This is a genomic window from Actinoplanes regularis, from assembly GCF_900188005.1.
In the GTDB taxonomy this organism is placed as follows: domain Bacteria; phylum Actinomycetota; class Actinomycetes; order Mycobacteriales; family Micromonosporaceae; genus Actinoplanes; species Actinoplanes regularis.
The window spans coordinates 132,808-152,969 of the sequence record NZ_FZNR01000016.1 but is presented as its reverse complement, the minus strand read 5'-3'; the positions used below and the strand labels follow the sequence as shown (position 1 = coordinate 152,969).

Genomic DNA, 20,162 nt, shown 5'->3' with positions numbered 1-20,162 from the left:
AAGGGCGATCCGATGCGTGGTTCGGTGCTGGAGGTCCGTACCGGTACGGACGGCAGCGTGGTGATCCACCCGCACGGCTCGATCGGCGCGGACGACGCGGTGGAGCTGCGCCAGCTGCTGGTGCACACGGTCCGGCGGGTCCGCCCGCTGCGGCTGATCGTCGACCTGGCCGACTCCCCGGAGCTCGATCCGATCAATCTCGGGTCGGTCGTGGCCGCCTGCGACCTGGGCGATGATCATCAGGTCGCGGTCTTCATCCACAACGCGACCGTCTCGCTGGCCGACCGGCTCACCGCCGCGGGCCTCCCGCGCCAGCGCGTCCGCGGGATCTGCTGACCGCCCACAACGGCAAATTCAAGATCCCTATGTGGTACGTACGCGGTGGGGCCCGTTGATTCAAGGGGCGATCATGCCGTGTTCGCTCTCCGTTCACCATCGGTGGCCTACGATCCGGCGATGACGGCTCCCGGCCTGCTCCACGCATCCCACGATCCCGTCACCTCGCCGGACCCGCTCGACCCACTCACCCGCCTGCTCCCGTCGTCCCCGGCCTCGGCTCCGGCGGGTCCGCTGACCACCGCCGCCCGGCTGCTCGCCGAGTCCCTGCTGGGTGAGATGGGCGACCGTTGGCTGCACACCCGGGGCGTCGCCGAGCGCGCGGCCGGCCTCGCCGCCCCGCTCGGTGTCGACGCCGATCTGCTCACCGCAGCCGCTTGGCTGCACGACATCGGCTACGCCGAGCGCACCGTTGTCACCGGCTTCCACCCGCTGGACGGCGCCGACCACCTGACCCGCGGCGGCTGGCCGGTCCGCGTCGCCGGCCTGGTCGCCTACCACTCCGGCGCCCGTTTCGTCGCCGCCGCCCGTGGCCTGAGCGAGGCGCTGGCCGTCTACCCCGACGAGCGCACGGTTCTGGCCGACGCCCTCACCTACGCCGACCAGACCGTCGGCCCGGACGGCGCCCGCGTCGACCCGGCGTCCCGTTACGCCGAGATGCTCCACCGGCACGGCCCATGCTCCTGGAACGCGCGGGTCGACGCCGATCGCGGCCCTTACCTGCGCGCCATCGCCCGCCGCGTCGAATACCTGCTCTCCTTCACGGAAGCCGGTGCCCTCCCCTGAGAACGACGTACGAGACAGGCGTCATGGGGTTGATTTCAGAAAGCGCGAAAGCGCGTCGTGGTAGGGCCGCAGGGAGCTGATCTCGACGTACTCCGACGGGCCGTGCTGGCCGTCGCCGGTCGGTCCGAAAATGACGGCGTCGATGCCGAGCGGGAAGTAGAAGCGGCTGTCGGCCGCCCCGTGCTTGCGGAGCAGCGACCCGGGGTGACCGCCGGCCCGGATCGCCTCCCGCAGCCCACGCACCCCGGCGCTCGCCGGATCGGCACGGTGCGGTGTCCCCACCGACTCCACCAGCACCTCCAGCGCCGGCTCGGTGCCCGTGGGATCGATGACCGCCCGCAGATGGGCGGCGATCTCGTCGGGGGAGCGGCCGGTGAGGGCGGTGTCCTCCGGCGGATAGCGGATGTCGAGCCAGGCGGTCGCGTCCGCCGGAACCTGGTTGACCGCCTCGTTGGTGGTCTCGATACGGGCCAGGTTGACCGTTGTCGCCCAGGCTTCGGCGGCCGGAAGTGGATAGTGCCCGAGCAGCCGCTCGACCGCCGCGATCACGGTCAGCAGCGCGTTCGATCCGAGCCACGGGTAGGCCGCGTGGGCTGTCTGCCCGGAAGCGATCAGTCGTGCCCGCACCAGGCCCTTGGACTCGGTCACCACCCGCAGCCCGCTCTGCTCCCCGATGATCACGAAATCGCCGCGGACGCCCTGCGCGACCTGGTGCCCGGTTCCGTCGAAGCCGCCCACCTCCTCGTCGGTCACCAGCTGTAACGCGATCGGGTACGGCAGTTCGGCGGCCAGCGTGCGGAAGACGGTGGCCAGCACCAGGGCCGCCACCTTCATGTCGTGCGTGCCCCGCCCGTAGAGCCGGTCACCCTCCCGCCGGGCCCGGAACTGGTCCGGCGTGCCGGGAACCACGTCCAGGTGTCCGTTCAGGATCACCCGGGGCTGGCCGGGCCGGTCGGGGTGGGTGACGAGCACGCTGGGCTTGCCACGGGACTCGAAACGACGGACGTCGAAGCCCGGCCCGACCAGGTCGAGCGTCAGGCCGAGGGCCCGGTGCAGCTCACCGGGCCGGTCAGCGGTGGAACGGATGCCGATCAGGGCCTCGGCGGGCGCGAGCAGTTCATCCATACACGCAAACTAGCGGGGCAGTTGCTCACCCGCCTCGACCGCGATCGGGAGCCGGTTCCCGGCGGGCGGCAGCGGGCAGGTCGCGAACTCGGTGTACGCGCACGGGAGGTTCGTCGCCCGGTTGAAGTCCAGCACCACCGACCCGTCCGGTCCGGGCGCGGCGACGGCCAGGCTCCGGTTCGCCGGGTACGTCGTGATGCCCGACGTCGCGTCGGTGAAGAGCACGAAGAGTGATCCCGGCGTGCCCCCGTTGAACGCGGTCAGCGACAGGTCCTGGCCACCCACGCTGAACTCGACCCGCCCCGGCGACTCGTAGACGTGCTCCAGGCCCTCCGCGACCGAGCCCACGGTGATCGGCTCCGGCGCGTCGAACGGCACGAACCGCCCGGCGACCGCCCACTTCTCATCGGGCGTGTAGGCGGGCGTGCCCAGGTACTTCACCCGCGTCTCGTGCGTGGGGTGCCGTGGCCGCAGCACGTCGTGCCCGCCGCGCCGGGCCACCTCCAGAACCGCGTCCTGGTAGCCCACCGTGACGTCCTTCCCCTCCTCGATCGGGCCGAACCGGTGTTCCCCGGCCGGGATACCGTCGAGTTCCTCACCGGGCGCCAGGGTCACGACCACGCCGTCCGGCCCGGTGCGCCACTCGCCGGGCGCGTCGGGGAACCGCTGCGGGGTCTCGTCCAGCCAGTGCAGGCCGGTGATCGCCAGGAACCCGTGCGGGGCGGCCCGCCGTTTCTCGTGCTCGTCGTGCCAGTGCGCCCACTGCTGCTCAAAGCCGCTCATGCCGCCACCTCCGCTGCGCTCCGGCGTCGCCATGGGCTTTTGACTGAGTTGACCGATTCGCTCGCAAGCTCGCTCATGAATGGACTCTATTCCCTACTCCGATGCTGGGATATGGCGTACGCCTGTGACGTCTGCTAACTTCGTCGCAGGTCATGAGTGTCAGCGACAAGCCCCGGCTCGCTGACCGGCAACCCTTGCGTTCGCGATGGGGTGCCCCGGGTGAGGACCGGGCCGGCGTCGATCGACGACGGCAAGCGCGGACCCGGTGGGGTCCTTGACCTCGGCGGAGGCATGCCATGTCGGCTCTTGACATCATCGGCGACGACCTGAAGACCGAACTTCCCAGCGGCGAGACGGTCCGTTTCGCGCATCTCGACTACGCCGCGTCGGCACCCTGCGCGGAGGCCGCCGCGCAGGCGGTGGCCGAGCTGCTGCCACGGTACGGCAGCGTGCACCGGGGCACGGGAGTGCGCTCACAGACCTCGACCGTAGCCTACGAGGTGGCCAGGGACGTGGTGGCCGAGTTCGCCGGCGCCCGCCCCGGCGACCAGGTGATCTTCACGCGGAACACCACCGACGCGCTGAACCTGCTGGCCCGCGCGCTGCCGCCGGGAACCACGACGATCCTGTTCGACGGCGAGCATCACGCGAACCTGCTGCCCTGGCCGAACCCACTGCGCCTGGCGGCCCCGCCGACACCGGAGGCCGCGGTGGCGGCCCTCGAGGCGGCTCTCGCGGAGGTCGACGGTCCGGCGGTGCTGACCGTCACCGGGGCCCGCAACGTGACCGGTGAGGTCTGGCCGGTCCGTGAACTGGCCGAGGTCGCCCACGCGTACGGCGTCCGGGTGATCGTCGACGCCGCCCAGCTGGCGCCGCATCACCCCGTCTCGCTGGGCGAGCTCGGCGCCGACTACCTCGCGTTCTCCGGGCACAAGCTGTACGCGCCCTTCGGCGCGGGCGTGCTCGTCGGGCGCTCGGACTGGCTCGACGCCGCCGCCCCGTACCTCCTCGGTGGCGGTGCCAGCGCCACGGTCGGCGACCGTACCGGCGAGCTGACCTGGGCCGACGGCCCGGCCCGGCACGAGGGCGGCACCCCCAACCTGCTCGGCGCCGCCGCGCTCGCCGCGGTCTGCGCGGCCCTGCTGATCGCCGACCGCGACGCTCTGCACCGCCATGAGCAGGAGCTTCTCGCGCGCCTGCGCGAGGGTCTGCGCGACGTTCCGCAGGCGCGGGAGGTGAGCCTCTTCGGGCCCGATCACCCTCGGGTCGGCATCGTCTCGCTCGCTCTGCCCGGCCATGATCCGGCCGAGGTCGCACGCCGGCTGGGCCGGGAGCACGGCATCGGCGTGCGTGCCGGGCAGTTCTGTGCCCACCCGCTCGTGCGGAGGCTGCTCTCCACCGAGAACTCGGAGTCCTGTGGCACGGCCGGCACCGGTCTGCTGCGTGCCAGCTTCGGCCTCGGCAGCACCACCGAGGAGATCGACAGGTTCGTGACCGCCCTGGCCGCGGTGCTTCGCAACTGAGAAGCTACCGAGCGGAACCTGCGGGTTCGGCGGCACGCACCCGATCCTCCTGCCATGGGGACCTGGCTGATCCGGCTGCGAGACCGGCTTCCGGCCGGCGGTGGCCTGCGCGACGAGGACTGGGCCGGACGGCACCGGTTGCTGACCGTGCTACTTGCCGTCTTCGTGGTCGCGTCGACCGTGTTCGGAGCGCTACGGCACCAGAACGCCGCGCTGCTCTGGATCGACCTGCTGGTGCTGCCCACCGTGGTGGCCGGCACCCTGCTGCGGAACCGGCGGCTGCGCTCGGTCTGTGTCGCGATCGGCTTCACGATCGCCTGCGCCGGCTTCGTCTCGCTCAACAACGGCCTCACCGAGGCGCACTTCGCGTTCTTCATCGCCATCGCCGCGCTCGCCCTCTACCGCGACTGGGCGCCGTTCGGGGCGTTCCTGGTCGCCACGATCCTGCACCACGGGGTGTTCGGGATGCTGAACGGCGCGCACACCTACGACCACGACTCGGCGAGAACGCACCCGCTGTTCTGGGCGCTGCTGCACGGCTTCGCGGTACTGCTGGCGGCCGGCTTCCAGGCGGTCTACTGGCACCTGACCGAGGCCGAGGAGCGCCGGGCCGCGGACAACCTGGAGGAGAGCCAGGCACAGCTCAGCATCGCCTTCGACGAGACACCGACGCCGATGGCGATGTTCGCGCCCGACGGCCGGCTGCTGCGCGGCAACGCCGCCTTCCGGCAGTGGTTGCGGCTGCCGGACGAGCTTCCGGCGGATTTCTCGGTACGCGACCTGCCACTCGTGCCGGTCGCCCCGGAGAGCAGTGTCCTGGAGCGAGTGATGGCCTCCCCGGAGCCGCTCACCATGGTCCGGCGGTTCCGGCGCATCGACGACGGCTCGCTGATCTGGGTGCAGTTGCACACCACGCCGCTGCGTGACAGGCAGGGCCGGCTGCGGTTCATCTTCGCGCATTGCCAGGACGTCACCAGCGTCCGTAACCATGAGGAGGAGCTGCGCCGTCAGGTGCGGCACGACTCGCTGACCGGGCTGCTGTCCCGCAAGGCGTTCGAACAGGACCTGGCCGTGATGCTGCGCGGCCGGACCCCGGTCAGCGTGATCTACCTCGGCGTGGACCGCTTCAAATCGGTCAACAACGGCTCCGGTCACGCCACCGGCGACGAGGTGCTGCGCGCTCTGGCCGCCCGGCTGACCCGGGTGGCGCCACTCGGCGCGCTGCTGGCCCGGCTCGGCGGCGACGAGTTCGCCGTGGCCGTGGCCGGTCCGTCCACCTCCGGCCCGCTGCTGGGCCAGGAGATTCTGGCCGCGATGAGCGAGCCGCTGGACGTCGGTGACAACCCGCTGCCGATCTCGATCAGCGTCGGCGCCGCGTCCGGGCACGGCGCCGAGCACGCCGACGACGTCGTCCTGGCCGCCGACACCGCGATGTACGCGGCCAAGCGGGCCGGCGGCAACCGTCTCGAGGTGTTCACCGAGGACATGCGGGTATCGGTGCGCGAGCGCCTGGCCGCCGAGGCCCGCTTGCGCCAGGCGCTCACCGGCCACCTACCGTGGACGCTGCCGCTCTGGTTCCAGCCGGTGGTTTCCACCGTCAACGGGCAGATCGTCGGCGCCGAAGCCCTGGTCCGGATGCGCCTGCCGGACGGGAAGATCCTCAGCCCGTTCCACTTCATCGGCGCCGCCGAGGAGACCGGCCTGATCGTGGCGCTCGGCGAGCACGTGCTGCGCTCCGCCTTCGACCACCTGCTCTACTGGTCCAGCCACCTGGGCTACGTGTCGGTCAATGTCAGCCCCCGCCAACTGGCCGACCCCGGCTTCGTGCCGATGCTGGCCGGCCTGCTCGCCGAGCATCCCGAGCTGGACCCGTCCCGCCTGGTCCTGGAGATCACCGAGACCGCGGTGCTGGCCTCGACGGTCGACGTCGGCGAGCGGCTGGCCACCATCAAGCGGCTCGGCGTGCGGATCGCGCTGGACGATTTCGGCACCGGCTACAGCTCGTTGACCTGGCTCAAGTCGGTCCCCGCCGATGTGGTGAAACTGGACCGTTCGTTCGTCGCCGGTCTCGCCGAGGACCAGCGCAAGGCGTCGATCATCTCGGCGGTCCTGTGGCTGGCCCGGTCGCTGGGCATGTCGACGATCGCCGAGGGCGTCGAGGAGATGGCCGACTGGGAGGCGTTGCGGGCGGCCGGCTGTCCGGCCGTGCAGGGCTATTTCTTCAGCGAGCCGCAGCCGCCGGAGGAGTTCCAGGCGATGTTGATCAACCGGAAGTGTGTCACTCCACTGGCGCAGTTCACCTGATTGAAACCACAGGTGGGCCTTTGGCCGGTTAGAGTCCCGCCATCCTGGACAACGTTGATCCCTTCATCGGCACCGCGGCGACCGACCTGCCTCGAGCACACGGTCTGGCCGCCACCTGGTGGTGGCCCAAACCGCAGGTGGGCAATACCCACCCCGGCGCGACCTCGCCCCTGGGCATGGTCTCCGCCTGCGCCTACTCGGGCGCCTACCCGACCGGCTACGGCCGGTACGCGAAGAACACCGAGGGCGTGCCCGAGGAGATGTTCGAACGTACCGAGGCCTCCGGCTTCACCCATTTCCAGCAGTCCGGAACCGGCGCGATTCGAAAGTATTACAACTATGTGCGCGTGACCCCGATGGTCCAGCCGCTGGACGATCTCGGCCAGTCCTGGGCGCTGCACGACGAACGCGCCGAACCCGGCTACTACGCCGCGAACCTCGACACCGGGGTGCGCTGCGAGATCACCGTGGGGGAGAAGGTTGCCGTACACCGGTTCACCTTCCCCGACCACCACAGCGCCCGGGTCGTGATCGACCTCTCCTGCGGTGGCCTGGCGATCGACCTGGGGCGCACCGTTCCGCTGCGCGCCCAGGTGGAGAGCATGGGCCGCGGCCGCGCGCAGGGCACCGTCGTGATGGAGGGCGTGCCGCTCTCGGTCTACCTGGAGGCGGACACCCCCGGCTGGCGGCAGATGCTCTGGTACGACCGGCGCCTCATCCCGGGCGGCACCCGGCTCGACTTCGACAGCATCCGGCACACCACGCTGCGCCCGTTCGGCCTGCTCTTCATGGGCTCGGCCCGCGCCGGGCAGACCATCGAGGTCCGGATGGGCTTCTCGCTGCGCGGCTGTGAGCAGGCCAAGGAGAACCTGCACCGGGAGTGCGGCACCTCCGAATCGGCCTTCGAGACCGTCCGCGCCGGCACCCGCGAGCGCTGGCGTGACCACATCGACCGGGTCCAGGTCGAGGGCGGCACCCCGGCCCGGCGCACGGTGATGGCGACCGCGCTCTACCACTCGCTGATCAAGCCGTGCTTCGCCGACGACGAGAGCCCGTTCTGGCCCAGCTCCGGCCCGTACGCGTTCGACATCTGCACCATGTGGGACATCTACAAGACGCAGATCCCGCTGCTGCAGGCGATCGCCCCGGACCGTGCCATGGACCTGCTCGAGTCGCTCATCCGGGTCTGCGAGGAGGAGGGAAACTTCCCGATCGGCTACCGCATGGCCCGCGGCGCCGACCGGTTCTTCCGGCAGGCGTCCGCGCTGGCGCACACCGCGATCGCCGACGCGCACGCGCTCGGCCGCAACGGCGTCGACTGGGGCTGGGCGCTCGTGCACATGGTCGACGACCTGCGCCGGATGTACGGCGAGGACTTCTTCGAGCACGGCCTGGTCCATCCGATCACGCACACCCTCGACCTGGCGTACGCCCACCACGCCACCGCCAAGGTCGCCCGCGCGCTCAACGACCGGCGACTCGCCGACGACCTCGAACGCCGCAGCCACCAGTGGGTGAACGCGTTCGACCCGTCCACCGGCCTGCTGCGCGACTCGGAGTTCTACGAGGGCGGCAAGTGGAACTACTCGTTCCGGCTGCTGCACGACATGGCCGCCCGGATCGAGATGTCCGGCGGAGACAAGGGCTTCATCGACAAACTCGACCGATTCTTCGGCTATGGCGCGCAACCGGTCAAACAACCCGGAACCAACCCGCAGCCGACCGAGATGGCCACCGGCTACGCCCTCAACCGCTTCGAGGGCCTGAACAACGAGCCGGACATGGAGGCGCCCTGGGCCTACCACTACGCCGGGCGCCCCGACCGTACCGCCGAGATCGTCCACTCCGCACTGACCTGGCAGTTCGGCACCGGCCCCGGCGGCCTGCCGGGCAACGACGACTCCGGCGGCCTGAGCGCCTGGTACGTCTGGGCGTCGCTCGGCCTGTTCCCGGTCGCCGGCCAAAGCATCTTCCTGGTGAACACTCCGGCTTTCGCCCGGGCGGCGCTGCGCGTCGGGGACGAGGAGTTCATCATCGAGACAAGCGGGCACCGCGAGACACCGATCGGCGTCGACGGCCTCGACCTGGACCCGCCCGCCCAATACGTCCAGTCCGCCACCCTCAACGGAAAACCGCTGCACTCGACGCATCTGTCCGCGACGGACGTGCATCGCGGCGGCCGCCTGCACCTCAGGCTCGGCCCCGAACCATCGACGTGGGGAAACCGGATCCGTCCGCCGTCCCACTCCTTCAGCCTCGCCAAACCCCCTGCGACATCTAAGGAATGACCATGAGCCGTCCTACTCGGAGACTCGTGATCGCGGTTCGCGCCGACCCGGTTGTCTGCGGACACTCGGGTGAAGCGCGCAACCTCGCCGAGGTGGCCCTGACCCGGGGCTTCGACGACGTACGCCTGATCACCTGGCCAATTCCCGCGCTGCAGGCGGCCGGCCTGCCGCTGAAGCCGCTCGACCGGTTGCTGCCGTACAGCGACGGCATCACCGTCGAACGTCCCGAGGCGGTCGGCGACTACCGCGTGCCCGACGGCCGGCACCTGGCCGGACTCACCGGCCGCCTGGTCGAACTGCTCAGCGACGGCGTGCCCACCGTCTGCCTGTCGATGTACCTGGTCCCGCACACCCAGGTGATCAACGACGCGGTCAACGCGGCCCGCGCCGCCGGCTTCAACCCGCAGGTGCACACCATCGCCAAGGCGGTCGGCTCGGACGTCACCAACGTCATCCGCTCCTGCCTGCGCGAGGGCCGCTTCGGGGCCGCGACGGTCCTGCTCACCACGTTCCTGGCCAGCGACGAGGTGGTCGCGGTCTCGCAGTACACCAAGGACGAGATCATCGCCTCGGCCGAGGAGGTCGACGCCCACGGCGGCACCACGTTCGCCCAGCAGTGCCGCGAGCGGGTCACGGTCAGCTATCCGCCGATCGACTCGTCCGCGTTCCTCGACCTCGACGAGACGGCCGTCGACGAGGCGCTGGAGAAGCGCGGCCTCAAACGCGGCAAGTACCTTCTCTTCCTGTCCCGGGTGGCTCGGGCCAAAGGCATCTACGACCTGGTCATCGCGTACGGCAAAATGCAGTGCCGGGTCGAGGTTCCGCTGGTCGTCGCCGGCACCGGGCCCGCGCTGGAACACGTCCGGGCGATGGCCAAGGAGGACGAGCGGATCATCTTCCTCACCGACGTCGACGACGACGAGAAGCCGCTGCTGATGGCCGGGTGCGCGGCCTACGCGCTGCCCACCAAGCCGGAGCCGGACTTCGTCGAGACGTTCGGCATCGCCCTGACCGAGAAGATGCTGGCCGGCGGCGGTCCGATCGTCACCACCCTTACCGGCGGGACCGGCGAGGCGGTCGGTGACACGGCGGTCATCGTCGAGGCGGGCGACATCGACGCGCTCGCCGAGGCCGTCGACCGGGTCGTCCTCGACATGCCGGAGTCGGAGAAGCGCGCGATGGAGTCGCGGGCCCGCGCCCACGCGATGTCCTTCGACCGCACGGCCGTCTTCGACTCCCTCTTCCCCGCCGGCTGACCGTCCCACGGGTGCTGTCCCACCCCGAGACAGCACCCTCACCCGCTGTCCCATCCCGCCATCGAACCGCCAGGTGCTCCCAGCTGGTCGTTTCCCGTCTCGGGTCAGGGCTGTGCAGGCTGGCCGGGTGTTCCCGGCTGGTCGCGGCGGAATGGCTCCTCAGCTGACGGAAGCGGAGGCCAGTAGGGCGGCGGTCGGTAGTGCGAGCCGGCCGTCGGCGTCCCGGTAGGCCGCGGTGTGAAGTTCGTACTGGACCCGGACGCGGTCGATGGTGTCCGCAGTCTGGCGCTGCATCACCAGGCCGAACGAACCGATGCCGTTGGCGGGTCCGTTCCACCAGGATTCCGGGTCGGTGCGGTGGTTCCAGGTGATGGTGTCGCAGCCGACGTCAGCGAGCCCTGCCTGACGGAGAAGGTTCGACAGTCCGTCGCTGGTGCGGGGAAAGTCCCTGTCCGGCGCGACCCGCGGCAGGTCGGTGGGGCGCTCGGCGCCGGCGGCGTCGAAGATGGTGGTCCAGAGCTGTTGCGCCGGTGGCGCGGGGTAGGGCCAGATCGTCACCGCGATGCGACCGCCAGGACGTACGACTCGCCGCAGCTCGCGGATGGCGGCCATCGGATCGCCGACGTGGTTGATGACGAAGTTGGCCACGGCCGCGTCGAAAGAGTCCTCGGCGAACGGGAGCCGAGGCAGCTCCGCATGCTGAACCTCAGCGGCGGGAACCCGGCGGCGTGCCAACTCCAGCATGCTGGGCTCGGCATCGACAGCCACGACTCCTGCACCGCGGGCGCAGGCCAGGGCAGCGACGGTGCCGGTACCGGTGCCGACGTCCAGCAGCCGGTCACCGACCTTGACCTCCGCGGCGTCCAGCAGCGCCCCTGCGGGATAGGCGCACAGCGCGGCGAAGCTGCCCTGGTACGCCGTCGCCCGCCCTGCCCACCGCGACCGCTCGTACTCGTCGAAGGCTGTCGCCGCCACTGGTCTCGGTGTCCTTCCGCCGGCAACCATGATCGACAAGGTAGCCGACGCCAACCAGGGACCTGACCGGACTCCGAACCACTCAGCGCAGCCCCGGCTCGAACTCTCGGCTGGTCGTGACGGGGCTGTGCGTCCCAGCCGGGTGTTCTCGGCCGGTTGGGTGGTGTCGCGGGAGGCGACCATGCGTCCCAGCCGGGCGGTCTCTGCTGGCTCGGGTGGTGGCGTCGTGGGGCCGCCACCCGCACCAGCCGGACGACCTCGGCTGGTGGGCGTGGTGATATCGGCTCCAGCAGCGGTCGGGCGGGGTCGCTCGAAGGGTCAGATCGTGCCCTTGGCGAGGAGGGTGTCGAGTTTGGCGTAGCCCTCGTTGACGCCCGTCTCCATCCCGCTCTGCAGCCAGGCGTCGCGCCCCTCGAAGCTGTCGACCAGGGACTGTGCGTGCAGCCGGGTGCGCCCGTCGCCCAGGTCCTCGAAGGTCAACGTCTCCAGGGCGACGCCGTCGGGAGCGCCCTCGAAGGTGAACGTCTGCACGATCCGGTCGGGGCGGACCTCGTGGAAGCAGCCGCGGAACCGGTACTCCTCGTCGCCGCGCACCGCCGCGTACTGCCAGGCCCCGCCGTTCTCGGCCACCCACCGGTCGACGCGGACCGTGGTCGAGTCCGGCCCGCACCACTGCGCGAACAGTTCCGGGTCGGTGTGTGCCCGGAAGAGCTGCTCCGCGGTCGCCGCGAAGTCCCGGGTGATCCGGATGATCGGCAGGTCCTTGTCGGCTTCGATCCGTGCCTCGGTCATCTCTCTGAACCCTTCTGCTCGTTCATGACTCGTGATCCCGAGTCCTGCTCGTTGATGCCTCGTAGCACCGAGTCCAGGCGCTGGTAGCGCGCCTCGGCCCGGCGCCGGTACTGCTCGATCCAGCCACCGACCTCGTCGAACACGTCCCGCTCCAGCCGCACCGGCCGCGGTTGCGGGCCCGGCGGCCGGCTGACCAGCCCGGCCTCCTCCAACACCTTGAGGTGCTTGTAGACCGCTTGCAGGGACATCCGGTACGGCTCGGCGAGCTGATTGACCGTCGCGTCCCCGGCTGCCAGGCGCGACACCATGTCGCGCCTGGTCGGGTCGGCCAGTGCGGCGAACACCTGCGACAACCCATCCGCCGGCATCCGGTTCCTCGTTTCAACTAATCGGTTTAAAGACAAGCTAGCCCCGTGCGCCAGCAGAGTCAACCGCTGAGTTGAAAGAGCTGGTCAGGCGAGCAGAATCAGCTTGCCGCGGGTGTGCCCGGTTGCGCTGCGCTCCTGCGCCCGGCCGGCCTCGGCGAGCGGGAACGTCTCGGCCACCGTGAGTCGCAGCGCGCCCTCGGCGGCCAGCCGGGCAAGACCGGCGAGTCGCTCGACGCTGGGCCGCGAATCGCCGGAGAACGTCACGCCCAGCTCCCGGCAGGTCGGGTCGGCGATCGTGACGATCCGGTCCGTCGTGCCGCCGCGCAGCTCGATCGAGTCCGGCAGCACGCCGTATCCGGCCGCGTCGAAGACCGCGTCCACCCCCTGCGGCGCGGCCGCGCGGACCCGCTCGACCAGGCCTTCCCCGTACGCCACCGGCGTCACGCCGAGCGACCGGAGGTAGTCGTGGTTGACCGCCGACGCGGTGCCCACGACGGTGACCCCGGCGGCCACCGCGAGTTGGACGGCCACCCCGCCGACCGCGCCCGCCGCCCCGTGCACGAGCAGCGTCTCGCCCGCCTCGACCCCGAGCAGGTCCAGCACCCGCTGCGCCGTCTCGCCGGCGACCGGCAGCGCCGCGGCCTGCGCCCAGTCCAGCCCGGCCGGCTTCGGCGCGGCGACGGTGGCCAGCGCGAACTCCGCGTAGGAGCCGGTGTCGGTCAGGGCGATCACCTCGTCACCGGCGGCCAGCCCGGTGACGCCCGGCCCGACCTCGTCGACGACGCCCGCGGCCTCCAGGCCCGGGGTGGCCGGGAACGTGGTCGGAAACACCTGCTCCATCACCCCACTTCGGATCTTGTGGTCGAGCGGGTTCACCCCGGCTGCCCGGACCCGCAGCCGCACCTGGCCCGGGCCGGGCCGCGGAACCCTCGCCTCCGCGACCCGCAGCACCTCGGCCCCGCCGAACTCCTCGAAGACGATCGCCTTCATCTGTCCCACCTTCCTGACGTCTCGCACCATCGGACGAGAGCCAGCTTGCGGCGAGGGGCAGCCGCTGTGGAGGGGACAGTTCTGCCTAGGACCGGTGATCCTTGGCTGGTCTCCGGCGACCGCTGTGCAGGGGCCGGCTCTGTCCAGGACCGGCGATCCTCGGCCGGTCCCCGCTGACCCGCTGTGCAGGGGAGGGCTCTGTCCAGAGCCGCGATCCTCGGTTGATCTGAGCCGACTACCGCGCAGGAGGCGGCACTGCCTAGGACCGGTGATCCTTGGCTGCGCTCCGCCGACCGCGTCACCATGAATCCCATGGACCGACGCGAACTCGCCGACTTCATCCGCCGATGCCGGCACCGCCTGCAGCCGCAGGACGTCGGGCTCACCGCCGGCCCACGCCGGCGCACCCCGGGTATGCGCCGTGAGGAGGTGGCCCTGCTGGCCGGCATGTCCGCCGACTACCTGATGCGGCTCGAGCAGGCGAGGGGCCCACAGCCGTCCACTCAGGTGCTCCGCTCCCTCGCGCACGCCCTGCGACTCGACGACGACGAGCGCGACCACCTCTACCTGCTTACCGGGCATCGCCCGCCGGCCGGGCGGCTCGCCGGCACCCACGTCCGACCCGGCCTGCTGACCCTGCTCGACCAGCTCACCGCGTCCCCGGCGCAGGTCGTCAGCGATCTCGGCGACCTGCTCGCCCAGAACGCTCTGGCGGAGACCCTGTTCGGAGACCTCTGCCCGGCCGCTCCGCACGACCACGAGCAGGATCACAACATCGTCTGGCGCTGGTTCCACGACCCGAGGATGCGCGCCTCGGTCCCGGCCGAGGACCACGACTACTGCAGCCGCCTGCACGTGGCCGACCTGCGCGCCGCCGTGGCCCGGCGGGGCAACGACCCAGCCGCCGAGGCGCTGGTCGAACGGCTGCGCGCCGGCAGCCCGGAGTTCGCCACGGTGTGGGACCGGCACGAGGTCGCGGTGCGCCGCAACAGCCGGATGCGCCTGCAGCACCCGGCTGTCGGCCTGCTCGAGCTCGACTTCGAGATGCTCCTCACCCCGGCCGAGGACCAGCGGCTGATCCTGCTGACCGCCCCGCCCGGCAGCCCGACCGCGGAGTACCTCGACCTGCTACGAGTCGTCGGAAAGGAGTCGTTCCAGCTGTCTTGACCGGGCGTGGGCAGGGCCGTCTCGGAAAAGGATCGGGCGCGGGGCTGGGCCGTCTCGGAAGCGAAGCGGGCGCGGGGCTGAACCGTCTCGGAAGCGGATCGGGCGCGGGGCTGGGCCGCTTTGAAAGGCGCCAAGCCTCCTGACATTTGTCATCGACGTGTCCTGATATTTGAACTACATCCCGAGGCCCCGATAGCGATCCACTGAAGACATGATGCGTCGTACCGCCCTCGCCGTCGGGTTGTTCCTCCTGGCACCCCTGGTCGCCGAGTTCCTACTGGGCAACCTGCCCATCACGTTCCTGCCCGCGGTGTTCGTGCTCGCCCCGCTCTACGGCGGCGGCGCGCTGCTGATCCGTGAACTGGTCCGCCGCCGCGGCCTCGGCTGGCCCAACAACATCATCTTGGCCGTCGCCTACGGTGTGCTCGAGGAAGGGCTGACCACCCAGTCGTTGTTCAACCCGAACTACGCCGACCAGCACCTGCTGATCGACGGCTATCTCCCGGCGCTCGGCATCGCCGTCCCGTGGACGATCTACGTCATCGGCCTGCATGTCTTCTGGAGCGTCTGCGCGCCGATCCTGATGCTGGAGGTGATCTCCGGCGAGCGGCGCACCACCCCCTGGTTGGGCCGTACCGGCCTGATCGTGACCGGCGTGCTGTTCCTGATCGGCATCGGCATCAGCACCGCGATCAACATGTCGATGTGGCCGTACACCGCGACCGCCGGGCAGTTCACCGCGACCGGCGTCATCCTGGCCCTGCTCATCACGGCCGGCCTGCTCGTACGCATCAGCTTCCGGCCGCGTCCGGGCATCGCACCGGGCGCCGTGACCGTCTTGATCGCAACCCTGCTGGCCGGCGGCGTCTTCCAGGGCCTCACCCTGGTCAGCCTGCCGACCTGGATCGGTACGGGAGTATGGGTCCTGGACGTCGCCGCGTACCTGACTCTGATCGTGCTCTGGTCGGCCCGGGAAGGCTGGACCAGCCCGCACTACCTCGCGATCGGTGCGGGTGCGCTGATCACCTACGCCTGGCACTCGTTCGCCGAGTCCCCGACCGGCGTGGCTGCCGTCCTCGTCGACCAGCTCGGCAACGCGGTCTTCACGATCGGTGCCCTGGTCCTGATCCGGTTCGCGTACCGCCGGGCGACCTGTCGGAGCACCCTGGTGCAGGCCCGGTAGCCGGTCGGCCCGGCAGCCGCGATTCCGGGTCCGCCGGTCAGGCGGCGAGGACCTGGCGGGTGGCGTTCACGAAACTCCAGAACGACTCCAGGGTGGTGCTCTTCCGGCCCGCCCGGGTGTTGGTCCCGAACATCCGCGTCCGCATCGCCGTGGTCAACTCCAGCTGCACACCCGCACCGCGCAGGTTCCGGTTGACGATGTTGCGCGGATCATCGCCGTCGAGCGCCGACACCGTTGCCGCGTCGATCGCCGTGACGCCGATGCCCCGGTACGCCGAGATCAGCGCCGCCTTGAGCGCGGTGTCAGCCCCACCGACCAGCACGGCCACCGCCTCCGGGTCGGTGAGCCCCGCGTCCGAGGCCTTGCACCCGTGCAACGACACCGTCCGACGGCTACCGGCGACCGTGGCCAGCGCGACCGGGTCGTCACAGTGGATCGAGGTGACGTGCAGCTCCCCGTTCCCGCTCGACCGGAGCCCTTCGAACATCCAGTAGTCGTACACCGCACCACTGGCCGTCAGATCCTTCGGGTGATACCCGGCGAGCGCGAGGCACAGCTCGGACGTGCCGGTCTCGATGCCGCCACCGTGCGGGGCGATGATCGCCGTGTCCGGGTAGGGGCTGCTGAGTGTCTCGTCGTTGTCCAGCGCGGCGTGCCGCCGGAAGCGCCGGGCGTAGTCGGTGCCTTCGACGACCGACGGGTCGGCGTAGAGCGCGGTGTTCGACGCGAAGTGGTCGTCGGCGGCGACCGCCGGACGGGCCCCCGCGACGACCATCGGCGGGATCGCCGCGGCTCCGAGCGCGACCAGAACACTGCGACGACTGACGTTGGACATGGATTCCCCCTAAAGATCGACTTCGAAGAATCTCATGCCTGTCCGGTTCGCGTACCGCCGGGCGACCCGTCAGAGCGTCCGGGTGTACACCCGGTATTCGGCCGGCCCGGCCAGCAGCGGCGCGAGCTGCGGGTACTGCTCCTCCAGGTGACCGATCCGCTCGATGCGGTACCCGAGCCGGGAATACCACGCGTGCAGGAGCTCCTTGGACTCCAGCCGCCAGCCACGCGGCACCAGCAGCTCCAGCCGCATGGTCCGATCCCCTCGGCCCCGGCAGTGTTCCTCGGCCCACCGGATCAGCCCGCCGCCGATGCCCTCACCGCGCCGCGCCGGATCGGCCGCGAGCATGCCGAACTCTCCGACCCGGTCCGGCATCCGTTGCACCCGCACCACCCCGGCGAGCCGCCCGTCACGGAGGTCCGCCGCCAGTTCACCGGCTCGTGCCAGCGTGGTCACCTCGGCGAGGCTGGTCCGCGTCGCCCCGTCCTGCCACAGCCCCCGCTCGGACTCCCGGTAGACGAGATTCACCAGGTCGGTCACGGTGGCGAGCAACTCCGGGTCGCTTCCATCGAGCAATTCGATCACCCGGCTACGGTACGGCCCATCGGCGGCCACCTGGCTGCACAGGTCGTACAAGATCAGTCGAAATCGGCCCGAATCAACCGCCAACCGCGGGAAATAGGGTGGCGTCCATGCGAATCTCGATCTGGCCGAGCGCCGGCCGGCCCTGGTCCGACATCCTCGAAACGGCCCACCACGCGGAACGGACCGGCTGGGACGGCGTCTGGATCGCCGATCACTTCATGCCGAACGCCGCCCCGGGCCGGGACCTCGAACAACCCACCCTGGAAGCCGGTTCGCTGGTGGCCGGCCTGGCCGCGGCCGTTCCGCGGGTCCGGATCGGCACCCTGGTCTACGGCAACACCTACCGGCACCCGGCCGTGCTGGCCAACATGGCCGCGACCACCGATCACATCAGCGGCGGCCGCTTCACCCTCGGCGTCGGCGCCGGCTGGCAGGTCAACGAGCACCAGCAGTACGGCATCGAGCTGCCCCCGACCAGGCAGTTGCTGGACCGCTTCGTCGAGGCCCTGCAGGTGCTGCACGGCCTGCTGCGCACGCCCCGGACCACCCTCGACGGCGAGTACTACCAGCTCACCGACGCGGTCTGCGAGCCGAAGCCGGTCCAGGACCGCCTGCCCATCATGATCGGCGCGAAGGGGGAGAAGCGGATGCTCGGCGTCGTCGCCGAGTACGCCGACCTGTGGAACACTTGGGGCCTGCCCGACCTGATCGCGCACAAGTCCGCCGTGCTGGACAGGTTCTGCGCCGAGCGCGGCCGTGACCCGAAGTCGATCGCCCGCACCGCGCAGGCGCTCGTCGTGGTCAACGGGCCGGTGCCGGAGGGCCTGCCGGTGCCGGTGATCGGCGGCAGCCGGGAGAAACTCGCCGACGCCATCGCCGGGTACCGCGCGATCGGCCTGGACGAGCTGATCATCCCGGACGGCCTGCTCGGCTCCGGCGCCGAGAAGCTGAAGGCCATGGACGTGGTGCTCGAACTCGTCAACGGATAAGCAACTTTCGGACCTCTCACGTCGTCGGGCCCGTGGCCGACATGCATAGCGACCCCGCAGTGTGCGGGCCAGGCGACCTGAGAGGCCGATACGTGATGGACCTGCCCGAGATCGGTACTCCGATGTTCCTGGCCCTGGGCGACGGCGTGAACTTCCGATCGCGGCTGGAGTCGGTGGACAGCGAGACGTTCAGCGTGACCGCTCCGCTGGAGACCACCGGCCCGGACGGCTTTCTGCCTGGCTACGAGTTCGAGGTGTTCTGGGTTCCGCCGCGTTCCCGGATCGTGATGCCGGTCGTGCTCAAGGCGGTTTCCGAGCACGCTCCGTTCTGCTGGACCCTGTTGCCGACCTCCGAGCCGGTGATCAGCAACCGCCGCGAGTTCGTCCGCGGTGGCGGTGGCGCCCCGATCCGGCTCTTCGGCGAGTGGGGCCAGCAGTACCTGCAGGGCCAGATGCTGGACATCAGCGAGGGTGGCCTGCGCTTCTGGGTGCCAGACGCCAGCGCGTTCAAGGTCGGCGACGACATGCGCGCCCTGGTCTGGCTCGGCAACGGCGAGACGGAGCTGAAGGGCAAGGTCTACACGGTCCGCCCGGCCGAGGACGGGGCCGGCCAAGAGGTGGTGCTGATCTTCAGGACCGTGGACCCGCTCTCCCAGATGATCCGGCAGTACGTGATCGCGTGGGAGATCGGCGAGCGCCGCAAGGCCCGTGAGCAGCAGGGCTGATCACAGCACCGGTGACTACGATCTCGGCTCCCTGCCCCGCGAGACGGGGGGCAGGGAGCCGAGGTCGTGAACTGCCGTGACTCAGGTCACTTCTTGGTCATCGAGCCGGTCCACTTCCCGCCGGAGGCGGGGGCGGCGATGCAGGTGACCTGGCGGTCCTCGGACCAGGACTCCTTGGACGGGTAGACGTACCAGAAGTCGGCGTCGGAGAACTTCCCGACCGCGTACTTGCCCAGGGCGGCGTCGCAGCGGTCGCTGGCCTGCGTCTCGACCTTGTCGTCGCCGGGGTAGGCGCCCTTCGGGAACGTCCAGACGTAGTACACCTCGCCACCGTGCGGCTTCGCGCAGGACGCCACGGTGAACTCGTCGCCGGTGCCCTTCTCGTCGATGTCGGCGACGCAGTCACCGACGACAAGCTCCTCGGTCGCCGTCTTGCCGGAACTCGTCGCGGTGGCTGTGGGCGTGGCGGTGGCCTCCACCGTCGGCAGGCTGCCGGTGCTGAAATCGGCCCGTTCCGAGGTGTCCTCGGTCAGCGCGGCGAACGCGACCAGGGTGACGATGCCCAGAACCCAGAAACCGGACAGGCTCAGGCCCGCGATGGCCAGTCCCTTGCCGCGCTCGCCGCGCTTCGGGATCTGGGTGAGCGCGACGATGCCGAAGACGACGCTGAGCAGGACGCCACCGATGATGCCGAAGACCAGCGACGCGATGGCGAATCCGTTGACGCCGGCGTTCGGCGCGGGGCCGAATCCGGGCTGCATCGCGTAGGCGGGCGGGTACGTGCCCGGCGGCGGGTAGGCACCGGGCGGCGGGAATCCACCGGGCGGCGGGAATCCACCGGGCGGGGGGAACCCGCCGGGCGGCGGGTACGCACCGGGCGGAGGGAATCCGCCGGGCGGCGGGAATGCGGGCTGCTGCTCCGGGCTCGGGTACGCCGCGGGCTGCACCGGCTGCTGGTACGCGGGAGGAACGGCCGGTGTGTTGTACAACGGTGCCGTGGCCGGCGCGGCCAGCGGGTCGTCGGCGGGCGGGGCGACAGCCAGCGGATCGGCCGGCTGAGGCAGCGGCGCCGGGTTCGGCTGTCCGGGGATTTCCTCGTTCACGCCGGGACGTTAACGCACAACAAGATCTTCTCCGAGCCCCGGCCGGTTC

General features: G+C 70.6%; 19 protein-coding genes and 1 riboswitch. Of the genes, 10 read left to right on the top strand and 9 right to left on the bottom strand.

Annotated features, from left to right (window positions below; all coding sequences use genetic code 11):
- Positions 1-12 precede the first annotated feature (12 nt).
- Both CHC09_RS32480 and CHC09_RS32475 read left to right on the top strand, forming a co-directional pair.
- Positions 13-336, top strand: a complete 324-nt coding sequence (locus tag CHC09_RS32480) for a hypothetical protein (protein ID WP_089297069.1) — start codon at positions 13-15, stop codon at positions 334-336.
- Between the two features lie 120 nt (positions 337-456).
- The gene (locus CHC09_RS32475) at positions 457-1,122 is read left to right on the top strand and encodes an HDIG domain-containing metalloprotein (RefSeq protein ID WP_089297110.1); all 666 of its coding nucleotides are present in this window, start codon (positions 457-459) and stop codon (positions 1,120-1,122) included.
- Between the two features lie 21 nt (positions 1,123-1,143).
- Here CHC09_RS32475 and CHC09_RS32470 read toward each other — a convergent pair whose 3' ends face one another.
- Together CHC09_RS32470 and CHC09_RS32465 are read right to left on the bottom strand one after the other, a co-directional pair.
- Complete coding sequence (locus tag CHC09_RS32470) at positions 1,144-2,247, bottom strand: M20 family metallopeptidase (protein WP_089297068.1); 1,104 nt, start codon at positions 2,245-2,247, stop codon at positions 1,144-1,146.
- A 9-nt stretch (positions 2,248-2,256) separates the two neighbouring features.
- Positions 2,257-3,030, bottom strand: a complete 774-nt coding sequence (locus tag CHC09_RS32465; protein WP_089297067.1) for a DUF1684 domain-containing protein — start codon at positions 3,028-3,030, stop codon at positions 2,257-2,259.
- Positions 3,031-3,178: 148 nt separating this feature from the next.
- A riboswitch (SAM riboswitch) is annotated at positions 3,179-3,293 on the top strand.
- Positions 3,294-3,326: 33 nt separating this feature from the next.
- Between CHC09_RS32465 and CHC09_RS32460 the strand changes: the two genes are divergently transcribed.
- From CHC09_RS32460 to CHC09_RS32445, 4 genes are read left to right on the top strand one after another with little or no spacing between them, the layout of a single operon-like run.
- The gene (locus CHC09_RS32460) at positions 3,327-4,553 is read left to right on the top strand and encodes an aminotransferase class V-fold PLP-dependent enzyme (RefSeq protein ID WP_089297066.1); all 1,227 of its coding nucleotides are present in this window, start codon (positions 3,327-3,329) and stop codon (positions 4,551-4,553) included.
- A gap of 54 nt (positions 4,554-4,607) precedes the next feature.
- Complete coding sequence (locus CHC09_RS32455) at positions 4,608-6,857, top strand: putative bifunctional diguanylate cyclase/phosphodiesterase (protein WP_089297065.1); 2,250 nt, start codon at positions 4,608-4,610, stop codon at positions 6,855-6,857.
- Positions 6,858-6,898: 41 nt separating this feature from the next.
- Positions 6,899-9,145, top strand: coding sequence for a glycoside hydrolase domain-containing protein (locus CHC09_RS32450; RefSeq protein ID WP_179277374.1), 2,247 nt, complete (start codon positions 6,899-6,901; stop codon positions 9,143-9,145).
- A 2-nt stretch (positions 9,146-9,147) separates the two neighbouring features.
- A complete protein-coding gene (locus CHC09_RS32445) occupies positions 9,148-10,401 on the top strand; it encodes a glycosyltransferase (protein ID WP_089297063.1) in 1,254 nt (417 codons plus the stop codon).
- Positions 10,402-10,560: 159 nt separating this feature from the next.
- On the opposite strand, the gene CHC09_RS32440 is transcribed toward CHC09_RS32445, so the two are convergent.
- The 4 genes from CHC09_RS32440 to CHC09_RS32425 form a co-directional block, all read right to left on the bottom strand.
- Positions 10,561-11,376 (bottom strand): class I SAM-dependent methyltransferase, encoded by an 816-nt coding sequence (locus CHC09_RS32440; protein ID WP_203833293.1) that lies wholly within the window; start codon positions 11,374-11,376, stop codon positions 10,561-10,563.
- 318 nt (positions 11,377-11,694) lie between these two features.
- Positions 11,695-12,168, bottom strand: a complete 474-nt coding sequence (locus CHC09_RS32435; protein WP_089297061.1) for an SRPBCC family protein — start codon at positions 12,166-12,168, stop codon at positions 11,695-11,697.
- Positions 12,165-12,536: an ArsR/SmtB family transcription factor gene (locus CHC09_RS32430; protein WP_089297060.1), complete on the bottom strand. Its 372-nt coding sequence runs from the start codon at positions 12,534-12,536 to the stop codon at positions 12,165-12,167. Before CHC09_RS32430 ends, CHC09_RS32435 begins: the two co-directional genes overlap by 4 nt.
- An 84-nt stretch (positions 12,537-12,620) precedes the next feature.
- The gene (locus CHC09_RS32425; protein ID WP_089297059.1) at positions 12,621-13,526 is read right to left on the bottom strand and encodes an NADP-dependent oxidoreductase; all 906 of its coding nucleotides are present in this window, start codon (positions 13,524-13,526) and stop codon (positions 12,621-12,623) included.
- A gap of 312 nt (positions 13,527-13,838) precedes the next feature.
- On the opposite strand from CHC09_RS32425, the gene CHC09_RS32420 reads away from it, so the two are divergent.
- Both CHC09_RS32420 and CHC09_RS32415 read left to right on the top strand, forming a co-directional pair.
- Positions 13,839-14,693: a helix-turn-helix transcriptional regulator gene (locus CHC09_RS32420; RefSeq protein ID WP_203833294.1), complete on the top strand. Its 855-nt coding sequence runs from the start codon at positions 13,839-13,841 to the stop codon at positions 14,691-14,693.
- A gap of 211 nt (positions 14,694-14,904) precedes the next feature.
- Complete coding sequence (locus tag CHC09_RS32415) at positions 14,905-15,876, top strand: hypothetical protein (protein WP_089297057.1); 972 nt, start codon at positions 14,905-14,907, stop codon at positions 15,874-15,876.
- A 37-nt stretch (positions 15,877-15,913) separates the two neighbouring features.
- Here CHC09_RS32415 and CHC09_RS32410 read toward each other — a convergent pair whose 3' ends face one another.
- A complete protein-coding gene (locus CHC09_RS32410; RefSeq protein WP_089297056.1) occupies positions 15,914-16,711 on the bottom strand; it encodes a poly-gamma-glutamate hydrolase family protein in 798 nt (265 codons plus the stop codon).
- Positions 16,712-16,780: 69 nt separating this feature from the next.
- On the bottom strand, positions 16,781-17,296 hold the full coding sequence (locus CHC09_RS32405; protein WP_089297109.1) for a GNAT family N-acetyltransferase: 516 nt from the start codon (positions 17,294-17,296) through the stop codon (positions 16,781-16,783).
- Positions 17,297-17,403: 107 nt separating this feature from the next.
- Here CHC09_RS32405 and CHC09_RS32400 point away from each other — a divergent pair, with 107 nt between their 5' ends.
- The gene (locus CHC09_RS32400) at positions 17,404-18,285 is read left to right on the top strand and encodes an LLM class flavin-dependent oxidoreductase (protein ID WP_089297055.1); all 882 of its coding nucleotides are present in this window, start codon (positions 17,404-17,406) and stop codon (positions 18,283-18,285) included.
- Positions 18,286-18,380: 95 nt separating this feature from the next.
- On the top strand, positions 18,381-19,010 hold the full coding sequence (locus CHC09_RS32395) for a PilZ domain-containing protein (protein WP_089297054.1): 630 nt from the start codon (positions 18,381-18,383) through the stop codon (positions 19,008-19,010).
- 86 nt (positions 19,011-19,096) lie between these two features.
- On the opposite strand, the gene CHC09_RS32390 is transcribed toward CHC09_RS32395, so the two are convergent.
- Complete coding sequence (locus CHC09_RS32390; RefSeq protein WP_089297053.1) at positions 19,097-20,113, bottom strand: DUF4190 domain-containing protein; 1,017 nt, start codon at positions 20,111-20,113, stop codon at positions 19,097-19,099.
- Positions 20,114-20,162 lie beyond the last annotated feature (49 nt).

What these genes read in the sequence shown, in the direction of transcription:
- CHC09_RS32480 (WP_089297069.1), top strand. Translation starts at nt 13, where the DNA reads ATGCGTGGTTCGGTGCTGGAGGTCCGTACCGGTACGGACGGCAGCGTG.
- CHC09_RS32475 (WP_089297110.1), top strand. Translation starts at nt 457, where the DNA reads ATGACGGCTCCCGGCCTGCTCCACGCATCCCACGATCCCGTCACCTCG.
- CHC09_RS32470 (WP_089297068.1), bottom strand. Translation starts at nt 2,247, where the DNA reads ATGGATGAACTGCTCGCGCCCGCCGAGGCCCTGATCGGCATCCGTTCC.
- CHC09_RS32465 (WP_089297067.1), bottom strand. Translation starts at nt 3,030, where the DNA reads ATGAGCGGCTTTGAGCAGCAGTGGGCGCACTGGCACGACGAGCACGAG.
- CHC09_RS32460 (WP_089297066.1), top strand. Translation starts at nt 3,327, where the DNA reads ATGTCGGCTCTTGACATCATCGGCGACGACCTGAAGACCGAACTTCCC.
- CHC09_RS32455 (WP_089297065.1), top strand. Translation starts at nt 4,608, where the DNA reads ATGGGGACCTGGCTGATCCGGCTGCGAGACCGGCTTCCGGCCGGCGGT.
- CHC09_RS32445 (WP_089297063.1), top strand. Translation starts at nt 9,148, where the DNA reads ATGAGCCGTCCTACTCGGAGACTCGTGATCGCGGTTCGCGCCGACCCG.
- CHC09_RS32435 (WP_089297061.1), bottom strand. Translation starts at nt 12,168, where the DNA reads ATGACCGAGGCACGGATCGAAGCCGACAAGGACCTGCCGATCATCCGG.
- CHC09_RS32430 (WP_089297060.1), bottom strand. Translation starts at nt 12,536, where the DNA reads ATGCCGGCGGATGGGTTGTCGCAGGTGTTCGCCGCACTGGCCGACCCG.
- CHC09_RS32425 (WP_089297059.1), bottom strand. Translation starts at nt 13,526, where the DNA reads ATGAAGGCGATCGTCTTCGAGGAGTTCGGCGGGGCCGAGGTGCTGCGG.
- CHC09_RS32420 (WP_203833294.1), top strand. Translation starts at nt 13,839, where the DNA reads ATGGACCGACGCGAACTCGCCGACTTCATCCGCCGATGCCGGCACCGC.
- CHC09_RS32415 (WP_089297057.1), top strand. Translation starts at nt 14,905, where the DNA reads ATGATGCGTCGTACCGCCCTCGCCGTCGGGTTGTTCCTCCTGGCACCC.
- CHC09_RS32410 (WP_089297056.1), bottom strand. Translation starts at nt 16,711, where the DNA reads ATGTCCAACGTCAGTCGTCGCAGTGTTCTGGTCGCGCTCGGAGCCGCG.
- CHC09_RS32400 (WP_089297055.1), top strand. Translation starts at nt 17,404, where the DNA reads ATGCGAATCTCGATCTGGCCGAGCGCCGGCCGGCCCTGGTCCGACATC.
- CHC09_RS32395 (WP_089297054.1), top strand. Translation starts at nt 18,381, where the DNA reads ATGGACCTGCCCGAGATCGGTACTCCGATGTTCCTGGCCCTGGGCGAC.